Origin of the sequence: Paenibacillus sp. FSL R10-2771 (genome assembly GCF_038000205.1) — a bacterium.
Classification (GTDB): domain Bacteria; phylum Bacillota; class Bacilli; order Paenibacillales; family Paenibacillaceae; genus Paenibacillus_AQ; species Paenibacillus_AQ phytohabitans.
The window spans coordinates 5121903-5139847 of sequence record NZ_JBBOBM010000001.1 but is presented as its reverse complement, the minus strand read 5'-3'; the positions used below and the strand labels follow the sequence as shown (position 1 = coordinate 5139847).

Sequence of the window (17945 nt, the reverse complement as noted above, 5' to 3'; positions counted from 1 at the left end):
AATATTTTTACAGCGTTAAAAATTCTGAAAAAAATATTACTCCGGCTTAACAAATGGAAAAACCTGTGCTGACATGGCCTTTTTATAATAAAGATAAATTCCTGTAGGGAGGCCAACTGTTTATGAGCACGTTAAAGACCCGCTACACGCTGACCCAATCTCAAAAAATGATGATTTTTGTGCTGTCGATGTCGCTGTATGGTTTGTCTAATATGTTTACGGAGCTGGTGCCTAGCATCCAGTTGGGTCCGGTTGAATTGTCGATTGAATATTTCGCTTTCATTCCTCTGACCTTATGTATGCTGTTTCACCCGTTGTATGCAGCTGTTGGAGCGGCTGTCGGCGAAGTGATCTTTGGTGAGCTGATGCTGGGTCAATTCGGCGGACTGGGCGAACTGGAGAAATTCATTACCTTCTCTCTTGCGATGTATACAGCAGGCCTTATGGTATCCGATCCGAAGAACCGTAGACAGGTAGGCGCAGCCGCAATTACCGGAGTGGCGATTCACCAGTTTTTTAGCTCAGCGGTAGATATCTTGAAGGTATGGGTCGGTGTGGAGGAACTGGAAGCGGTTAAGGGTCTGGCGGAAAGTATCGTCATCATCGAAGGTGTCGGATTTCTGAATGATGTGCTGTTCTCGGGCATTCTGTTCGCCCTTCTGCCTACGATGTATCTGGTTCCCCGCTTGTACGGCAAGATTGAGCCGCTGCTCGGCATGAAGCCGCGTGAGCGGAATATGAAATATGCATCCGGGGTCTGGCTGTCGCCAAAGCTTGTCATTTCAGGTACGATTCTGATCATGGTTGCGCTAGGTTCTGAATTGTTGTCGGAATCAGGCTGGAACTTCGGTGATTTTGAATTTGCCTGGGCTGAATCAGGTGAGGAAAAGCTGATCTGGCTGAGCATGCTGGTTGCCGTCATCATTGCGGTTGTGACCATTCTATCGCTAATCCGGCGTGCTGCACGCAGGCGTCAGGAAGGAGGACAGGCAGATGCATGAACTGGTCCTGGAGCTTAGAGGAGTGTCCTTTACTTACCCGGGGGCGGAACAATCTGTACTGCGGGATGTATCCCTGCAACTGGAGAAAGGGGATTTTGTTGCCGTGATCGGCAGCAACGGATCCGGCAAATCCACACTCTGTAAATGCTTCAATGGATTAATCCCGCATTATTACACAGGAGATTTCGCCGGAGAAGCGGTGATTTGCGGTCAACCGGCGGAAGGGCAGAGTGTCGCTGAACTATCCAGGCATATCGGTTATGTCTATCAGGACTTCGAGAACCAGCTGGTGCGTCCAACCGTGCTTGATGATGTTTCTTTTACCCCGCTGAACTATGGTTTTGCGGACTACAAGGAACGGGGAGAACGGGCGCTGGCGTTGACCGGACTTAGCGAACTGAGAAATGAATTTATCTGGCAGCTTAGCGGTGGGCAAAAGCACTTGCTGGCTCTTGCGGGAGCACTGGCAATGGATCCGGAAATACTGGTCATAGATGAGCCGGTAGCCCAGCTTGATCCGCAGCATGCACGTCATATCTATGATATCCTGCGGCAATTGAATGAGCTGCACGGGAAGACCATCGTAGTCATTGAGCACCATGCCGAATTTATAGCAGAATACTGCAGGAACGTTATCCTAATGGATAAAGGATCCATACGCTGGCAGAAGCCGGTACGTGATGCTTTGTCCTCTGTACAAGAATTGCTGGAGCTTGGCATTTATCCGCCGGATGTGACCAGAGCTGTCTGGATGCTGGAGGAGAATGACCGGAATGCAGGACAGTTCCCTTTGACCCCTGAAGAGGGGCTTGACCGGATGATCCGCCGTAAAGGGCCGGCTGGGCAGGCCGGGTCCGCCTATCCAGTCTGCGGGCAGATCCGCACAGGCGTAGGAGATGTGGATTCTATCGTTAAAATGAAGGATGTTCACCTGTCGTACCGCACGATTCACAAGACACTTCATCCTGTTCTGAACGGGGTAAAGCTGGAGCTCAAACACGGGGAATCGGTAGCCCTTATCGGTAACAACGGTGCAGGGAAATCATCCTTAATGAAACTGATTTCAGGTATTGCCAGACCCTCCTCAGGAACGGTTAATGTGAAAGGCATAGAAGTCAATGGTGTGCCGCCCGAGCGCCTGTCCGGTACGGTTGCTTATGTATTTCAGAATCCGGAGGATATGTTTATCGAGGATTCTGTACGCAAAGAAATCTCCTATTATCTGAAGGCCCGGAAGTTAGCGGATACAGACCGGAGAGTAGAAGAGATGCTCCAGGCGTTCCGGCTTAGTGAGCTCGCTGAGCGGGATGCCCGTCTGCTGAGCGGCGGCCAGCAGCGGCGGGTATCCCTGGCAATCGGTGCCGCTGTCCGCCCTGCAGTTATGCTGCTAGACGAGCCCACCGCGAATCTGGATATTTCGACCAAGCAGGAAATGGTTAGCGTTCTTGAGACATTGCGGAGCCATGTGGAGACGGTGGTAATCGCCACTCATGATATGCAGCTTGTGTCTGAATGGGCCAGTAGAATTATTGTTATGCATCAGGGACAGATCATTGCTGACGGAACGAAGGATGAAATATTTGCTGACGGAATGCTCTTGAGGCGTGCCGGATTGGCAGAGACACAATTAATGAAGCTAAGCCGCATACTCGGCCTGCCGCGCATTTGCTGCAGCCTGGACGAGTTTGTGAGCCAAGTGGAGCTACAGAAGGAGGTGGCCGGAATCTATGGAGGCTGTTAAAAAAGCGCTGGACCGGATCTCTGTAGAACAGATCAAGCTGGAATTACTGGGGACCGCGTATAACAACAGCGCTACCTTTCTGGGCAGGCTTGACCCCCGGACACTGCTGTTATGGTATTTGTTTTTTGCCATCGTGCCCTGGTTTGTGCATAACCGGACAATCTTATTAGGAATGTTCGTGTTCATGGTCATAACAACTGTCCTGTCACGGGTTAGTCCGCTAATCATCTGTATCCTGTGCCTTGGCCTGACCGGCCAGATCGGCTGGATGTTCGTGCTGACGCTTTTTTTCGGAGGGGGGAGTGAATCCCTGCTGCCAATGTTAACGCTGACGCTGAAGCTTTCTGTCATTTCACTGGCGAGCATCACTGTATTCTCCAGTCTGGATCCCGAACGGCTTAGTGACGGACTTTTATCCTTAGGCATACCTGATGCCTTTGCATTTAGTTTATCTTACGGTTATCGTATTCTGCCTACTTTGCTGGAAGAATTCCACCAGATATTGTTGTCCTTCAGACTCAGGGGGCAAAGACCGCATCGTCACGGGGTGTTCTACTGGAGAACAGCTGCGTATTACTTGCGGATTGTGGTGCTGGTCTTCTACCCGCTCATGCTCAATACAGCCAAACGGTCGCGAACCACGATTGAAGCACTGGAAACACGCGGATTCAGCTACGGTCTCAGCAATCCGAAGGTGAAGAAGATCAAGCTGTCCTATTTGAGGATGAAGAGGCCGGACTGGGCTTTTTTATCCGGTTCAACGATTTACATTATACTGCTGTTCTGGTTTGGAACCCTGTACCCTGAGCTGGTGTATTAACCTAATCTGCAAACTTAAAAGGAGCCTAACCTATATGAATATTGATCTGCACACACACGGAAAATTGTCCAAGAAATCAGCATTTTCCCCGGCGTATTTCGCAGAAATGATGTCGGAAGCTAAAGTGAACGGACTGCAGGCAGCCGCTTTGACAGAGCATTTTAATACTTCTAATTTCTTCGCAATGTACGAGGCACTGGATCAGATGTATCCGTATAACGGACATTACTATGAGGTGGACGGGCTGAAGCTGTTTCCGGGAATGGAAGTGGATATTGCCGAGACAGGCCACATCCTGCTGATCGGGCTTAAGGAGAATGTTCTTGCTGTCCGTTCTTTGCTGGAAGATTACACTGCTCAGTGTAGCTTTATTCCTTTCAAAAGACTGCTGGATCTGGCGGATGAATTCAATCTGTGGAAAATAGGGGCCCATCCGTTCCGCACCTCTACTCCACTTCATCAATTGGACCCTCAGCTGCTTAAGCGGCTGGATGCGTTTGATTTCAATGCTAAAGACATTTACGTGCAGGGGGCTGAAGCCTACAAGAACCTGATTACGCCATTTGCAGAGAAGCTTGGCGTTCCTGTGGTTGCCGGCAGTGACAGTCATCAATGCCTGCAGTATGGCAGCGTAATGAACCGGCTACATGTATCCTGCTCTACAGTTGAGGAATTGAAGGAGGCTATTAAGCAGGGGGACTATGAGATGGAGCTTTCACCGTGTCTCCATACCAAGGTGAAGGCTTCGGTCATGATGAAGAAGCTGCTGAAGCAGCTTGCCGGCGAAGCGCCTTCCAGAGATGAAGCGGAGATTGGCTATCTGGCTTAAAGCGGCCCTGAAATCCTATGAAGTCATGTCCGGACTCCTCCGGCCATGACTTCATAGGTAATGTCTTCTATGCTTCCGGGGATGATTTACGCTACGCCTTGCGGTTTTAAGCAAAAGCCAGCTTCAATGCCTGCGGATGGAAGGAACCCATAATTTTATAAGCTTTTAAATGCGGATTGTTCATATCATTATCGTAAATAATCATATGCTGCCTGCCCTTGAGAATGATATCAAACCGCTGCTTCCGGTCAGCCTGTACGATGGTAATATAATAGCTGTATTTGTTGTCTGTGCTTACATTCCGCGCTGATTTCATTAACCGGACGTCGGCGAAATCATCACATATTTGTTTGATGGCCTCCGGCTCCGTAACCACAATATCCTTCTGTTCACCGGGAACAGAGGACAGACGGGTGATTTCAAGGGAGGCGATATCCTCCAGCCGGATGGTTCTGGCCACCACTTTTTTGAAGGAAGTGTAACGGTTTGCTGTATAGGTCATTAGAGAAACACCAGCTGCGGTCAGGATGGCGCCGGCAAGCATATATTTTTTGCTTTTGTCCATGGTTCAGTTCCTCCCAGTCATACGATTGTGTAAGTCCCAATTATAAAACTATAAACATCCGCACGCAAATTCACTTACTTTAATTACTTAATGATTTCTTTAATTACGTAAGCTTCCAAGGACAGCCCTTTTGCGGATATGATAATTGTGAAAATATGCACAAGGGGGCAAGCGTTACTATGAAAAAGAGATATGCAGCGACTCTTATACTCGTTCTTTCCGTTATGCTGGTTATCGCAGGCTGCGGTAACAACAATGCTAACGGCAGTGTCAATGAGAGCAAGGGTAAGAATAGCGCAACCACAGAGCCTGCAGCAACCACTGCACCTAAAGAGACAGCCGAAGCCGTATCGGGAGCATCCGAAGCGAGCTATACACCGTACGATCAGTTAAAAGATAAATATGATATCATCATTGTCGGCGCAGGCGGTGCCGGAATGTCGGCGGCGCTGGAAGCCAAGGCTAACGGCATGAACCCGGTTATTCTCGAGAAAATGCCGGTTGCCGGCGGTAATACTACCAAATCCTCCTCGGGTATGAACGCTTCGCAGACGAAGTTCCAGAAGGAGCAGGGCATCGAGGATACCAATGATCTGTTCTATGAAGAGACACTGGCAGGCGGCCATGATACGAACAACAAGGAGCTGCTCCGCTTTTTCGTGGACAATTCCGCAAGTGCCATTGACTGGCTGGATTCGATCGGAATCCGTTTGAACAATATTACGATTACCGGCGGAATGAAAGAGAAGCGCACCCACCGTCCGGAAGACGGCTCAGCAGTCGGTCAATATCTGGTTGCCGGACTCGTAAGAAATGTACAAGAGCAAGGGATTCCCTTGTTCGTTAATGCGGACGTGAAGGAACTTACAGTGCAGGATGGCAAGGTGAACGGCGTCAAGGTGTTGTTCAACCAGGCCGATGAGAAAACAATTACCGGATCAGCAGTGATCGTAACAACCGGCGGCTTCGGCGCCAATATGGAGATGATTACCGAAGTCAGACCTGACCTCGAGGGTTATGTGACTACGAACCAGATCGGCAGCACCGGCGACGGCATCCGGATGATTGAACAGGCTGGCGGCACAACGGTAGATCTGGATCAGATTCAGGTTCACCCGACTGTACAACAGGAGAAATCCTACCTGATCGGTGAAGCGGTCCGGGGCGAAGGTGCAATTCTGGTGTCCAGCGAGGGCAAACGTTTCGGCAACGAAATGGATACCCGTGATAAAGTGACAGCTTCCATCAATACACTTCCGGAGAAATCAGCGTATCTGGTGTTTGATTCCGGCGTGAAATCCCGCGTCAAAGCGGTGGACCAGTACATCAAGATGGGTGTAGTCAAAACAGCGGATACCATCGAATTGCTGGCAGAACAAATGAACGTTCCGGCAGATCAGCTGAAGAAGACCGTAGATACCTGGAACAGCGCAGTGAAGAATAAGTCGGATGCGGAATTCGGCAGAACAACAGGCATGGATAATGATCTGTCCGGCGCACCGTATTACGCGATCCAAATCGGCCCGGGAATTCACTACACCATGGGCGGTGTGGTGATTAACACCAATACAGAGGTCTTGAACAAAGACGGCAAAGCGATCACAGGACTTTTTGCAGCAGGTGAGGTAGTCGGCGGATTACACGGCCAGAACCGGATCGGCGGGAATTCTGTAGCCGAGATTATTATCTTTGGACGGCAGGCAGGGATCAAATCTGCTGAGTTTGTAAAAGCACAATAAGCTATTATTCCATATTGTCAGCTTTATTATAAAAGGGATGCTCCGCAGCCATCAGGCTTGCGGAGCATCCCTTTCCTGCGTGTACTTGCTGCTGCTCCTGCCGTCTCCGGCAATTCAGGCTCCCGCAGGCTCAGCTGCTTACGCCTGAATTGCCGGAGACGGCGCAGGCTTCGCTGTACGGGTCAGCGAGAACAGCTCCAGCTCGGGGCGCACCTTGCCGGCAAGGGTATCTGCGAGCAGCTCGGCCGCGATCATGCTGTAGACGGTTCCGTTGCCCCCGTAGCCTTCAATGAAATAGCAGTGCGGGTACTCCGGATGCGGCCCAATATAAGGCAAGCCGTCACGGGTAGAGCCGAAGACCGCTCCCCAGGAGTATTCAGCCTCTATTCCCTGAAGCTCCGGGAACAGGGCCACAAGCTCCTCCAGCAGCCGCTGGCATTGGGAGAGCACACGGACATCGCGGCGCTCGGGACTGGTGAGCTGTTCATCCTTGCCGCCGGCAATGATCCGTCCGTCCGGTGTGGTCCGGAAGTACAGATAAGGCCGGGCCGTTTCCCAGAGCAGACTTTGCTCATGCCATTTGGGCAAGTCCGTAAGAGGCCTCGTCATGATGGCATATGTATTGATCAGCTCCGCGCCCCGGTCCTTTTTCATATCCTGCGTTTCATACCCCATGGCAAACACAACATTTTTCGCAAAAATCCGGCCATTCGCTGTATGGCAGACCACGCCGTCAGCACTATATTCGTAATTAAGGGCTTCGGTATGCTCGTAGACGCGGACTCCGCGGGAGTGGGCCTTGTCAATCAGGCTGTGCACAGTCCGCAGCGGATTGGTCTCGGCATCCCCTCGGGAGAAGAGCGCAGCCGGTTTGGAGAAGGAATAATGCGACCGTACTTTATCCTCATCCCAGAATTCAGAATCAAATCCATGCCGGATCAGGTTTTCATTTTCCAGCTTCAGGGCGGGTACATCTTCAGGGACGCTGGCATACAGCAGACTGCTGCGTTCTATGATCTGCGGATCAATATCCAGCTTGCCCGGCAGGTCGAGAATCGCGCGGACGCCCTGCTGGCACAGCTTATAGAACAGCACGCCGTTCTCTTCCCCGAAGGTATTCATGCAGGCGGTCAGCGACTTGTCGTTCGCGATCTGCAGCAGTCCCGTATTGGCGTGGGAGCTTCCGCTGCCCACTGCTCTTTTATCGATGAGAACGGTATCCGCTCCGCTAAGGGACATACGGTAGGACATCGTCGCCCCGCCCATGCCGCCGCCTACAATAAGACAGTCACAGGTAATATCTTCATTTAGTACCGGATACACCGGCGGTTGAAGCAGTGTATTCTCCCAGGGCAGCTGCCCGCTGATGAGTTTCATGGTATGGTCGCTCCTTTATATAATCAAGGTAAGGTATTGTTTGCAGTTTGGCAGCCGCTCATGCGCGGTTTATAAGGTGTTAATCCGATTTTTGCAGAAGCAGCTTTGCGCTTATTGGCACATAAAGTGTTCTGCTCTGCGGCATACTAAGGAACGCTTGAACATCCAGAAGGAGGGAATACTGACATGCAATCTAACCAAATGCAGGCGCTTAGCGGAAAAGAACTGGAATATATCGCAGATTCCATTTCCAACGAAGATTTGCTGATTAAGCAGCTGGCCGCTACAGCCGGAACCACTCAAAACTCCACGGTGCAAGGAATCTGTGTACAGCAAATTCAAAGTCATACCCACCATATGGATATGCTTGTACAGCTGCTGCATCAGCATCAGCAATATGCACCAACCCAGCCGCAATAATTATTACTGGCCGCACACAAATTTGATGCCGGGAAGCATATCCCACAAACTTTAAGGAGGTTTTACTGTGTACGCACAAAACGGAACGCCATTCATGGCAGATGAGGATTTACTGAACACGGTTTTGGCTGATTTGAAGCGGACAGTCCGTGAATATACAACAGCAGCTACAGAATCGAATTGTCCTACAGTACGCCGGGTATTCAATGATTTGACGATGGATACGCTCAGACTTCAGGGAGAGCTGTATAACCAAATGTCACAAATGAACATGTATACTGCTCCGGGGAAAGCGCTGCGTCAGGATGTAGACAAGCAGATTCAGACTGCCCAGCAGACCCAGCAGAAATGCCAGCAGTTCGTGCGAGAGAAAACAGGAGGAGCCGGTGCCTACAATCAGGCCTCCAATGTTCCGCTGCATCAGGCCAATGTCCAGCACAATAACGGTTCTTACTATATGTAACCCTCACGCGGGGCGGATGAAGCATAGGACTGCCGTCCGCTGGTGTAGAGAAACACAAATAAAAAGATCCATTGTAACCCCGCCCAGGCGGGGTTATTTTGTTTGCAGAACTGTCATTTTCGTGTCATATTAATACTAAACTCTTTTCGCAGGCGCTCTGCCCTGATGCAGGGGTACCGGACTGGCGAACTATCCGGAGGGAAGGCATGAAGGAAATGAATGATTTGAAGAGGAAAGTGCTGGAACTGCTCAAGGAGGACGCGCGAAGCTCTACAGCTTTAATGGCAACCCTGCTTGGTGCGGAAGAAGAAGATGTCAAAACCGTAATTGCACAAATGGAACAGGATCATGTCATCGTGAAATATGCGACTGTGGTTAATTGGGATAAAGTGGACGATGAACGCGTGACTGCGCTGATCGAGGTTCAGATTACACCGGAACGCGGCCGGGGCTTTGAAGGCATTGCCGAGCGGATCTATCTGTATCCGCAGGTCAAATCGGTCTATCTGATGTCCGGCGCATACGATTTGCTGGTCGAAGTGGAAGGCCGCAATCTGCGGGAGGTCGCCAATTTCGTCTCCGAGAAGCTGTCGCCGATTGATGCAGTACTCTCTACCAAAACTAACTTTACGCTCAAAAAATACAAACAGGACGGTATCATCTTTGAAGAGCATGAAGAAGACAACCGTCTGATGATATCTCCGTGAAGGATGTAATGCCATGATTACGAAGTCGATGAATTCCTATTTGGCCCCGCTGGTCCAGCAGATACAGCCCTCGGGCATCCGCAAGTTTTTTGATCTGGCGGCAGGCAGCAAGGATATTATTTCACTGGGTGTCGGGGAACCGGATTTCAAGACTCCCTGGCATGTCAGGGAAGCCTGCGTCTACTCGCTGGAGCGCGGCTTCACCGGTTATACCTCCAATGCCGGCATGCCGGAGCTTCGAGAAGGCATTGCCGAATATCTGCAGACCCGCTTCGCGGTGCAATATGATCCTGCGAACCAGATTATCGCCACCGTCGGCGGCAGTGAAGCGATAGATCTGGCGCTCCGGGCCTTGATCTCACCGGGAGACGAGATTCTGATTCCCGAGCCTTGCTATATCTCTTATTCACCGATAACAGCAATCGGCGGCGGGATTCCGGTCGGTATTGAGACCTTCGGAGAGAATAACTTCAAGCTTACGGCGGCTGATCTGGAAGCCAAGATCACCCCGCGCTCCAAGATTCTTATTCTCTGCTATCCGAGCAATCCGACGGGTGCGATTATGAGCCGTGAGGATTGGGAACCGATTGCCAAAGTGGTAGAGAAACATGATCTCATAGTAATTTCCGATGAAATTTATGCTGAATTGACCTATGGAAGCAATCATGTAAGCTTTGCCTCCCTTCCGGGCATGATTGACCGGACCATTCTGGTCAGCGGCTTCTCCAAAGCCTTCGCCATGACCGGCTGGCGGATGGGATATGCCTGCGGTCACCCGGACCTGATCTCCGCGATGCTGAAGATTCACCAGTACACAGTCATGTGCGCGCCTTCGATGGGCCAGGTGGCTGCTCTGGAGGCATTGACCAATGGAATGGAAGAGAAGGACCGGATGGCGGATTCCTATAATCAGCGGCGCCGGCTGATCGTCAAAGGGCTGCGCGATGCCGGGCTGGACTGTCATGAGCCGCAAGGCGCGTTCTATGCTTTTCCGAGTATTCAGCGCACCGGGCTGACCTCCGATCAATTCGCCCAGCGCCTGCTTCTGGAATATAAGGTAGCTGCGGTTCCGGGCAGTGTATTCGGTCTGGGCGGTGAAGGATACCTCCGCTGCTCTTATGCAACCTCGGTATCCCAGCTGAACGAAGCAGTTGAACGGATTGGGGCATTTGTCTCACAGCTGGCCCGCGAGCGGGCAGAGTAATGCAAACAGAATGAAGTAAATTGAACTATAGCCGATCACTCTTCTATATGGTATTATTTTACTCTAAGGACAAGAAACACCTGTAATACACTTACATGGAGGTCTTATTCTAGAATAGGGCGCAGAGTCCGGATAGGAAGAATTCAGTATCAGGTATCCGGATATCACGCAATAATACATTAGGAGGGATGATTGTGCTGAGCGCAGATTATTACTTACCTTCCTATGGCGGGGAATGTAGTTCCGGAAGCGGGATACATCCTCCCAGGGGTGATGCAAATGCACGCAGGCTCTCGCTGGAAAATGAAATACAGGTCCTCCGCAGCAGAATGGAACAGCTCTTTATACAGGAGAATTCCTTTACCTCGGATAATGTAATTGCCATCAGCAGCTTGCTGGACCTGAAGATTAATGAGTATATGAGAGGCCGCCACCGTAAGAACGATTAACCGGCTGATTTATATTGAAACGGACATCTCCCTTTGCGGGAGGTGTCCGTTTTTTAGTGCGCCTCACAGTCGCACCGTGTAGGTGATTATGATTTTCGTAATTGGAAGCTATCCATCCGAAGGACAGAACTATTCTTGTATCAGGAATCCCTCTGAATCCTCCGAAAGTGGGCGGTATGGGGAAATTAAAGGGATAAATCCCTTTGAATCCGCCGAAAGTGGGCGGGATGCTGAAAATAAAGGGATAAATCCCTTTGAATCCGCCGAAAGTGGGCGGGATGCTGAAAATAAAGGGATAAATCCCTCTGAATCCGCCGAAAGTGGGCGGGATGGGGAAAATAAAGGGATAAATCCCTTTGAATCCGCCGAAAGTGGGCGGGATGGGGAAAATAAAGGGATAAATCCCTTTGAATCCGCCGAAAGTGGGCGGGATGGGAAAAATAAAGGGATAAATCCCTTTGGATCCGCCGAAAGTGGGCGGGATGGGGAAAATAAAGGGAAAAATCCCTCTGAATCTGCCGAAAGTGGGCGGCATGGGGAAAATAAAGGGATAAATCCCTTTGAATCCGCCGAAAGTGGGCGGGATGGGGAAATTAAAGGGATAAATCCCTCTGAATCCGCCGAAAGTAGGCGGGATGCGGGAAAGAGGAGCAAAAGTGCCCCTGAATCCGCCGAAAGTGGGTGTGATGCGTAAATGAGGAGCACTTCACAGTTTGCACGCAAAAGGAGGAAATGAGAAGCTCTGGCGTGTGATTTCGCCGAAGACTGCCCAGTAAATAGTCTGAGTGAAGCATCGCGATGTGGCCTTAATATCTACATAAGCTGCACTGGCTACATTGGCCGCATAAGCTTCAGATTGATTCACCCGTTAGGGTGAGTTTGTACTGAATATATGAATGAACTTATTTGCTGGATGCTATAACTTTTCTGCGGCAAAGCAGGTCTACTCTTTTAATTTACATAAATATCCTTTCACAGTATAATGAATGAACAGTCATTCATTATAAGGGAGATGGGAATCGTGAGTGATAACAGCAAGAGTGATAACAGCAAGAGCGACAACGGCAAATTGCTGGAACGTAAATTCATTGAGGGCTTTGAGCTATTGGCTCCGGACAAGGCGATCCGGCAGATCATTTATCATGCTGTCGAGGTCTTCTCCAGGAAAGGCTATGCCGGGACCAAAATCAAGGATATCGCCGCCAGTGCAGGCTTCAGCCAGGGGTATGTCTATATGTATTTCAAATCCAAAGACGATATCTTCACCAGAATTGTTGAGCTGGCTTCGGACGGAGCAGGAATGTCGGTGCAATATGCAGCAGAGCTGGACGGAACCCCGCTGGAGCGGATTACCTGGCTGACCGAGGCATTCCTGTCGCAAGGCAGTATTGCCTTGCAGCACTTCCGGCTCATTCTTCTGCAGACGGCAACCTCGGAAGCTATTCCGGAGGCGGCTAAGCTTGTTGCGAAGGAGAAGATTATGAAGCCATTCGAGCATCTCGTTCCCTTGATCATCGCCGGGCAGGAGGCAGGGGAGATTATCCAGGGTGATCCGGTGGAAATCGCCGTCGCCTATTTCTCCTTCATCCAGGGGCTTGGTATAGCGAGGATACAGACCACAGCTGCCGCTCCTTTTCCCTCAACCGAACTGGTTCTGCGCTTCATGAAAAGAGATCATTAGCCCATCCCATATCCGAAAAGGTGGAATTAGCCATGGTCAAGGTATTTAAAAGTGATGCCGGCAAGGAACAGGTTCTCCGTTCCTATGATGAGCTGCTCGGGGACTGGGGGACGGAGGTTCGGGAGCTGGATATCGAGACTCCTTACGGGACAACACATTGTATAACGGCGGGAGAGGCCGGTTTGCCGCCCCTGCTCCTGTTCCATGGGGTAGGCGATAATTCGGCGGTGATGTGGCTGCTGAATATACGGGAGCTGTCCCGGCATTTCTGCTGCATTGCGGTGGATACGCTGGGAGGGCCGGGGAAGAGCCTGCCGGATGCCAGGTTCAATAAGCAGGATTTTAATCAGGTAGATTGGATTAACGGCGTAGCTGAAGGATTGAAACTGGAACAATTCTATGTGGCAGGTGTGTCGAATGGAGCCTACATGTCCTTCAATTATGCGATTAACGAGCCAGGAAGGGTGTTGAAGGCAGTCTGTATGGAAGGCGGGATGGTCACGGCTCCTTTAAAAAGCATGATCCAGACGCTGCTGATGATGTTCCCGGAAATAATAGTACCTACGCGCAAAAATCTGCTTAAGGTATTTAATAAGCTCAGTTCGCCGGAATCACGGCTTGCGGAAAAACATCCTAAACTGGCCGAGCATGTGGTGCTGCTCATGAAGAATCATAACCAACAGGCGATGTTTGTCCAGAGAACTGAGCTCTATGACAAGGCCCGCGCGGCTATAGTCAGGGATAAGCTGTATTTTCTGATCGGGGATTACAAGCTGCAGCATAAGAAGGATTTTATCGGCATACTTCAGGACGGGGATTTCCGCTATAAGGTGATCGGGGGCTCAGGCCATGGCATCAATATGGAACAGCCGGAGCGGGTCAACCGGGAGCTGATACAGTTTTTGCAGGGACAGGGGGGAGTGCGATGATTCCAGAGAGTATCCGGCAGCAGGTGTTCACAGAGCTCGGCTGTCCTCCTGAAGCGGTCAAGCATCTTGGAGGGTATAATGACAATGTATTTGATCTTGAACGGGCAGGAGCCGAGAATATCGTCGTCAAAATACTGGATCACAGCGTGGTCCCCAAGGAACACATTTTGCCGGAAATGGAATGGCTGAACTACTTGCAGGAGAGTGAAGTGAGTGCGATCCGCCCGCTGTGCCTGGAGTCCGGGAAGTATATTTACCCGGTGTCAGAGCCTTTTTATTATATTCTGTTCCATAAGGTTAAAGGTACACATGTGAATCGGGAAGATAAGACGGTTTGGAATCCGCTGTTATTCGAGCACTGGGGAGAGGCGATGGGAAGGCTGCATTCCTGTGCCCGGAGCTACCAGGCAGTCCATCCGCATCCACATTGGCAGGAGAATATAATTCTGCTGGCGGAGAGGATAGAAACAGACGCTCTTTTGTCGCAAAAGTGGAAGGTATACCAGGAAGAATTCAGCCGCCTTGGCACCTCCGGGAATGAATTCGGCCTGATTCATGGCGACCTTCATCCGCATAACTTCCTGGTGCATGATAGCTCGCTGACAGTGATAGATTTCGGGGATGCGGAATATCACTGGTTTGCGTATGATATTGCCATTGCCGTCTATCATATGGCCCAGACTGTGCCGGAAGATGCGGGCAAGAAGGACGCTGTGCTGGCATTTTATCACTCTTTTATGAAAGGCTACCGCAGGGGTAACACAGATACCGGGTTCATGGCTCAGATCGGCTACTTTATAGATTACCGGCATCTTTATTCGTATACCTATCATATGGTGCACACAGATCCGGGCGCGCTTACGGAAGGCCAGAAGGCATATCTTGCCCGAATGAGGCGGACGATCGAAGCCGGGGAACCTTGCCTGGGGTTCAGGCTGCTGTAATGCTTGTACGTCCCGGGGCGGAGGAGGAGGTGGACCCGGGGCCCGATGGAGGACTCCTGCGGCAGGGATATAATGAATACTCACGATGATTCTAAAGGTACGGGCTCTTCTGCAGCGTACCGGAAAAAGAGGATGATATTCATGTTACAAGCCGATATACTGCGGGACCCCTATACGTATGATGAGCTGAAGCTCGAAGGAACGGGAGCCGTTAATCCGGAGAGCGGGCGTAAGTACCCGTTGAAGCAGGGCTTTCTCGCCTTTTTGGGAGAAGCGGATGCCGAGGGCAGCAACAAAAAGTACCTTGAGCTGTACAACCGGATAGCCCGTTTCTACCGGCTGTCCAACAAAGCTTATTTCGCCCTGAAATTCGGCGGGGAACGAAGCTACAGAGGACAGTTTCTGTCTTCGCTTGAACTGCGGGAAGGTGACCGTGTGCTGGAGACCTCGGTGGGCAGCGGCGATAATTTCCCCTATCTGGGTGTACAGGCAGAGCTGTACGGACTGGATATCTCCAGCGGAATGCTGAAGCAGGCGGTGCGCAATCTGCGGCGCTGGAAGCTTCAGGGACATCTGTTCCAGGGACAGGCGGAGAAGCTGCCTTTTAAGGACAACGTCTTCGATTGTGTCTATCATGTCGGCGGTATCAATTATTTCAGTGATCCGGGAGCTGCGGTACTGGAGATGATCCGGGTGGCGAAGCCGGGCACCAGACTGATGATTGCCGATGAGACAGAGAAGCTGGTAAAGGGAACGTACGGGAAGGTGCCGGTGGTTAAGGGGTATTTTCAGCAGGGGGAGGAGTTGCCAGGGGTGCTTGGACTCATTCCGCAGGATATGCTGGAGATCGAGTATAAGGAGGTATGCAAAGGCCTGATGTACTGTATTACTTTCCGGAAGCCGTAGGCGGGGTGGGGATCGGGTACATTCCATATTAGCTCATTAGGGAGTTATTTACATGTCAGAAATGCTGATCTTTGTTTGCCTACATACATAAGAACGATTACACTATTACTATGTGATTTGCAACTTAGGAGGGAAATACTATGGCGATCTATACGCGTACGGGGGATAAAGGGGAAACCTCAGTCATCGGCGGCCGTGTGGGCAAGGACGATGTCCGCGTCGAGGCTTATGGCACCATAGACGAGCTGAACTGTTTTGTCGGCCAGGCACGGAGTCTGATGGAGGATGAACGGTTCGCGGATGTTAGGGAGCAGCTGCTGGAGATTCAGCATGAGCTGTTTGACTGCGGTTCGGACCTGGCGTTCGTGAAGCTGAGCGAGAACAAATATAAGGTGAAAAGCGAGATGGCCGCGCGTCTGGAAGGCTGGATCGATGTGCTGCAGGCGGAGAATCCGGTACTGGAGCGCTTCATTCTGCCCGGCGGAAGCCAGCTGTCCTCGGTTCTGCATGTCTGCCGGACGGTCTGCCGCCGTGCGGAGCGCCGGGCTGTGACCCTGGGACGCAGTGCAGATATTAACCCGGAGGCTGTTGTCTATCTGAACAGACTCTCTGATTATTTCTTCGCGCTGGCCCGTGCCGCCAATACACGGCTGGAGGTTGCTGAGGTAGAGTATGTGCGCAGCAAAAAGGTGTTCCGGAACAAATGACCAGCTACTATCCGCCGATTACCTATATTGTGCCGCCGGATGAAGACGGCTGGCTGCTCAAAACCATCCTGCAGAAGCGGATGGATGTCTCCCGTAAGCTGTTGTCCCGTCTGAAGATGACAGACCTCGGGATTACGCTGAACGGAGAGCGTGTCTATATCAGCGTCAAGGTAAGCAGCGGTGACCGTGTAGAGATCCGGATGGAGGAAGAAACGTCAGAGGATATCCTGCCGCAGCCGATTCCTTTTGAGATTCTATATGAAGACGGCCATCTGCTAGTCGTGAACAAAGCCGCGGGGATCATTGTCCATCCGACCCATGGCCATTACACGGAGACGCTCGCGAACGGAGTGGTGCATTACTGGGCGGAGAAGGGGGAGCGGGTCCGCTTCCGCCCTGTCCACCGGCTGGACCAGGAGACCTCCGGTGTACTGGTCATTGCCAAGAACCCGTACAGCCATCAGCATATCTCCGAGCAGATGATCGCCGGGACGGTGGACAAGCGGTATGCTGCTTTTGTGCACGGGGTTCCCGCTCTGCAGAGCGGCGACATCGCCGGTCCGATCGACCGCGACCCGCTGGAGCCGCACCGGCGGATTGTGACGCCGGATGGTTATCCTTCCTTGACCCGGTACGAGGTCAAGGAGGTCTATCCGCGCGCGGCTTCGCGCGTGGAGCTGAAGCTGGAGAGCGGGCGCACCCATCAAATCCGGGTGCATATGAGCTCGATCGGCTGCCCGCTGATCGGTGACGGCATGTACCGTCACCCTTTGTATGCCCGCGGGCAGGCGGCAAGCGGGCTCGTTCCGCCGGGCAGCGGAGAGCGGGAGGCCGGGCTGGTGCTGCCCGGCGGCGAGACGCAAGAAGCCAGACTGACGCTGCCGGGCGGAGAGAGCAAAGAGGCGGAGCTGTCGCCCGTGGAAGCGGCGCAGCTGGCGGAGATCGCGGAGCTGGACGCGTCCATTCCGCGCCAGGCGCTGCATGCGGTGCGCCTGTCCTTCCGGCATCCGGTCACGCATGCCGATCTGGTCTTCGAGGCTCCGCTGCCGCCGGATATGGCGCAGCTGCAGGCGAAGCTGCGTGAGACTGGTGCAGGGCAATAACTGTCTCAGCAGCCTGGCCGTGATATAAGGGGATGCTGAAGATTTCGCTGGCGGGTACAGCCAGGCGCCAGCGTGAGATTGTGAAATAAGTGCGAGGCTGCACTTATTCTTGGCTGTTTCGCCACTCTAAATCCAACAAGTGGAAAAAGTACAACTAATCTAAGAGGTTTGGCCGAAAAGTATCGAATGCGCTCAAATTAAGTGTTGAAAATCCAACTAATTCCTATTAAGCTGCTAATTCACGCTAAATAAATGTACAATTTCCATCTATTTAGATTGAACCGGGAAAATTCCACTGTGGGGATTAGCCGTGGCTGCAGAGAATGTTTGACTTCCGGCCCATCCGGCCCGTGAACGCGG

At 51.6% G+C, this 17945-nt stretch carries 19 protein-coding genes; 17 read left to right on the top strand and 2 right to left on the bottom strand.

The genetic code is table 11. The features are described 5' to 3' along the window. The first annotated feature begins 122 nt into the window (after positions 1–122). From NSU14_RS21980 to NSU14_RS21965, 4 genes are read left to right on the top strand one after another with little or no spacing between them, the layout of a single operon-like run. On the top strand, positions 123–1001 hold the full coding sequence (locus NSU14_RS21980; protein WP_042234137.1) for a hypothetical protein: 879 nt from the start codon (positions 123–125) through the stop codon (positions 999–1001). Beyond that, a complete protein-coding gene (locus NSU14_RS21975) occupies positions 994–2742 on the top strand; it encodes an ABC transporter ATP-binding protein (protein WP_340947352.1) in 1749 nt (582 codons plus the stop codon). The genes NSU14_RS21980 and NSU14_RS21975 overlap by 8 nt, the downstream gene beginning before the upstream one ends. After that, positions 2729–3562, top strand: a complete 834-nt coding sequence (locus NSU14_RS21970; protein WP_042135075.1) for an energy-coupling factor transporter transmembrane component T family protein — start codon at positions 2729–2731, stop codon at positions 3560–3562. The genes NSU14_RS21975 and NSU14_RS21970 overlap by 14 nt, the downstream gene beginning before the upstream one ends. 34 nt (positions 3563–3596) lie before the next feature. Next, positions 3597–4391 (top strand): PHP domain-containing protein, encoded by a 795-nt coding sequence (locus NSU14_RS21965; RefSeq protein WP_340947351.1) that lies wholly within the window; start codon positions 3597–3599, stop codon positions 4389–4391. A 106-nt stretch (positions 4392–4497) separates the two neighbouring features. Here NSU14_RS21965 and NSU14_RS21960 read toward each other — a convergent pair whose 3' ends face one another. Beyond that, positions 4498–4956, bottom strand: coding sequence for a hypothetical protein (locus NSU14_RS21960; RefSeq protein ID WP_171718893.1), 459 nt, complete (start codon positions 4954–4956; stop codon positions 4498–4500). Positions 4957–5135: 179 nt separating this feature from the next. Between NSU14_RS21960 and NSU14_RS21955 the strand changes: the two genes are divergently transcribed. Beyond that, the gene (locus NSU14_RS21955) at positions 5136–6695 is read left to right on the top strand and encodes a flavocytochrome c (RefSeq protein WP_042135081.1); all 1560 of its coding nucleotides are present in this window, start codon (positions 5136–5138) and stop codon (positions 6693–6695) included. 138 nt (positions 6696–6833) lie between these two features. Here NSU14_RS21955 and NSU14_RS21950 read toward each other — a convergent pair whose 3' ends face one another. Further along, positions 6834–8072, bottom strand: coding sequence for an NAD(P)/FAD-dependent oxidoreductase (locus NSU14_RS21950; protein ID WP_076242635.1), 1239 nt, complete (start codon positions 8070–8072; stop codon positions 6834–6836). A 186-nt stretch (positions 8073–8258) separates the two neighbouring features. Between NSU14_RS21950 and NSU14_RS21945 the strand changes: the two genes are divergently transcribed. The 12 genes from NSU14_RS21945 (at position 8259) to NSU14_RS21890 (ending at position 17585) form a co-directional block, all read left to right on the top strand. After that, the gene (locus NSU14_RS21945; RefSeq protein ID WP_039308384.1) at positions 8259–8492 is read left to right on the top strand and encodes a hypothetical protein; all 234 of its coding nucleotides are present in this window, start codon (positions 8259–8261) and stop codon (positions 8490–8492) included. 67 nt (positions 8493–8559) lie between these two features. Further along, the gene (locus tag NSU14_RS21940) at positions 8560–8955 is read left to right on the top strand and encodes a spore coat protein (protein WP_042135086.1); all 396 of its coding nucleotides are present in this window, start codon (positions 8560–8562) and stop codon (positions 8953–8955) included. Between the two features lie 206 nt (positions 8956–9161). After that, complete coding sequence (locus tag NSU14_RS21935; protein ID WP_039308379.1) at positions 9162–9662, top strand: Lrp/AsnC family transcriptional regulator; 501 nt, start codon at positions 9162–9164, stop codon at positions 9660–9662. A gap of 13 nt (positions 9663–9675) precedes the next feature. After that, positions 9676–10866, top strand: a complete 1191-nt coding sequence (locus NSU14_RS21930) for an aminotransferase class I/II-fold pyridoxal phosphate-dependent enzyme (RefSeq protein ID WP_042135087.1) — start codon at positions 9676–9678, stop codon at positions 10864–10866. Between the two features lie 254 nt (positions 10867–11120). After that, positions 11121–11315 (top strand): aspartyl-phosphate phosphatase Spo0E family protein, encoded by a 195-nt coding sequence (locus tag NSU14_RS21925; RefSeq protein WP_052422177.1) that lies wholly within the window; start codon positions 11121–11123, stop codon positions 11313–11315. 88 nt (positions 11316–11403) lie between these two features. Next, positions 11404–12009, top strand: coding sequence for a hypothetical protein (locus NSU14_RS21920; protein ID WP_340947350.1), 606 nt, complete (start codon positions 11404–11406; stop codon positions 12007–12009). Between the two features lie 327 nt (positions 12010–12336). Continuing rightward, positions 12337–12996 (top strand): TetR/AcrR family transcriptional regulator, encoded by a 660-nt coding sequence (locus NSU14_RS21915; protein WP_340947349.1) that lies wholly within the window; start codon positions 12337–12339, stop codon positions 12994–12996. A gap of 32 nt (positions 12997–13028) precedes the next feature. Beyond that, on the top strand, positions 13029–13925 hold the full coding sequence (locus NSU14_RS21910) for an alpha/beta fold hydrolase (protein WP_076242638.1): 897 nt from the start codon (positions 13029–13031) through the stop codon (positions 13923–13925). Continuing rightward, positions 13922–14869, top strand: a complete 948-nt coding sequence (locus tag NSU14_RS21905; RefSeq protein WP_076242639.1) for a phosphotransferase enzyme family protein — start codon at positions 13922–13924, stop codon at positions 14867–14869. Before NSU14_RS21910 ends, NSU14_RS21905 begins: the two co-directional genes overlap by 4 nt. A 141-nt stretch (positions 14870–15010) precedes the next feature. After that, positions 15011–15775, top strand: a complete 765-nt coding sequence (locus NSU14_RS21900) for a class I SAM-dependent methyltransferase (RefSeq protein WP_063779827.1) — start codon at positions 15011–15013, stop codon at positions 15773–15775. Positions 15776–15915: 140 nt separating this feature from the next. Then, positions 15916–16482, top strand: coding sequence for a cob(I)yrinic acid a,c-diamide adenosyltransferase (locus tag NSU14_RS21895; RefSeq protein ID WP_042135096.1), 567 nt, complete (start codon positions 15916–15918; stop codon positions 16480–16482). Next, positions 16479–17585 carry an RluA family pseudouridine synthase gene (locus NSU14_RS21890; protein ID WP_076242640.1) on the top strand — a complete coding sequence of 369 codons (1107 nt, stop codon included), beginning with the start codon at positions 16479–16481 and terminating at the stop codon, positions 17583–17585. The genes NSU14_RS21895 and NSU14_RS21890 overlap by 4 nt, the downstream gene beginning before the upstream one ends. Positions 17586–17945: the final 360 nt, after the last annotated feature.

What these genes read in the sequence shown, in the direction of transcription:
- NSU14_RS21895 (WP_042135096.1), top strand. Translation starts at nt 15,916, where the DNA reads ATGGCGATCTATACGCGTACGGGGGATAAAGGGGAAACCTCAGTCATC.
- NSU14_RS21910 (WP_076242638.1), top strand. Translation starts at nt 13,029, where the DNA reads ATGGTCAAGGTATTTAAAAGTGATGCCGGCAAGGAACAGGTTCTCCGT.
- NSU14_RS21930 (WP_042135087.1), top strand. Translation starts at nt 9,676, where the DNA reads ATGATTACGAAGTCGATGAATTCCTATTTGGCCCCGCTGGTCCAGCAG.
- NSU14_RS21975 (WP_340947352.1), top strand. Translation starts at nt 994, where the DNA reads ATGCATGAACTGGTCCTGGAGCTTAGAGGAGTGTCCTTTACTTACCCG.
- NSU14_RS21955 (WP_042135081.1), top strand. Translation starts at nt 5,136, where the DNA reads ATGAAAAAGAGATATGCAGCGACTCTTATACTCGTTCTTTCCGTTATG.
- NSU14_RS21945 (WP_039308384.1), top strand. Translation starts at nt 8,259, where the DNA reads ATGCAATCTAACCAAATGCAGGCGCTTAGCGGAAAAGAACTGGAATAT.
- NSU14_RS21980 (WP_042234137.1), top strand. Translation starts at nt 123, where the DNA reads ATGAGCACGTTAAAGACCCGCTACACGCTGACCCAATCTCAAAAAATG.
- NSU14_RS21920 (WP_340947350.1), top strand. Translation starts at nt 11,404, where the DNA reads ATGATTTTCGTAATTGGAAGCTATCCATCCGAAGGACAGAACTATTCT.
- NSU14_RS21965 (WP_340947351.1), top strand. Translation starts at nt 3,597, where the DNA reads ATGAATATTGATCTGCACACACACGGAAAATTGTCCAAGAAATCAGCA.
- NSU14_RS21970 (WP_042135075.1), top strand. Translation starts at nt 2,729, where the DNA reads ATGGAGGCTGTTAAAAAAGCGCTGGACCGGATCTCTGTAGAACAGATC.
- NSU14_RS21890 (WP_076242640.1), top strand. Translation starts at nt 16,479, where the DNA reads ATGACCAGCTACTATCCGCCGATTACCTATATTGTGCCGCCGGATGAA.
- NSU14_RS21935 (WP_039308379.1), top strand. Translation starts at nt 9,162, where the DNA reads ATGAAGGAAATGAATGATTTGAAGAGGAAAGTGCTGGAACTGCTCAAG.
- NSU14_RS21905 (WP_076242639.1), top strand. Translation starts at nt 13,922, where the DNA reads ATGATTCCAGAGAGTATCCGGCAGCAGGTGTTCACAGAGCTCGGCTGT.
- NSU14_RS21900 (WP_063779827.1), top strand. Translation starts at nt 15,011, where the DNA reads ATGTTACAAGCCGATATACTGCGGGACCCCTATACGTATGATGAGCTG.
- NSU14_RS21950 (WP_076242635.1), bottom strand. Translation starts at nt 8,072, where the DNA reads ATGAAACTCATCAGCGGGCAGCTGCCCTGGGAGAATACACTGCTTCAA.
- NSU14_RS21960 (WP_171718893.1), bottom strand. Translation starts at nt 4,956, where the DNA reads ATGGACAAAAGCAAAAAATATATGCTTGCCGGCGCCATCCTGACCGCA.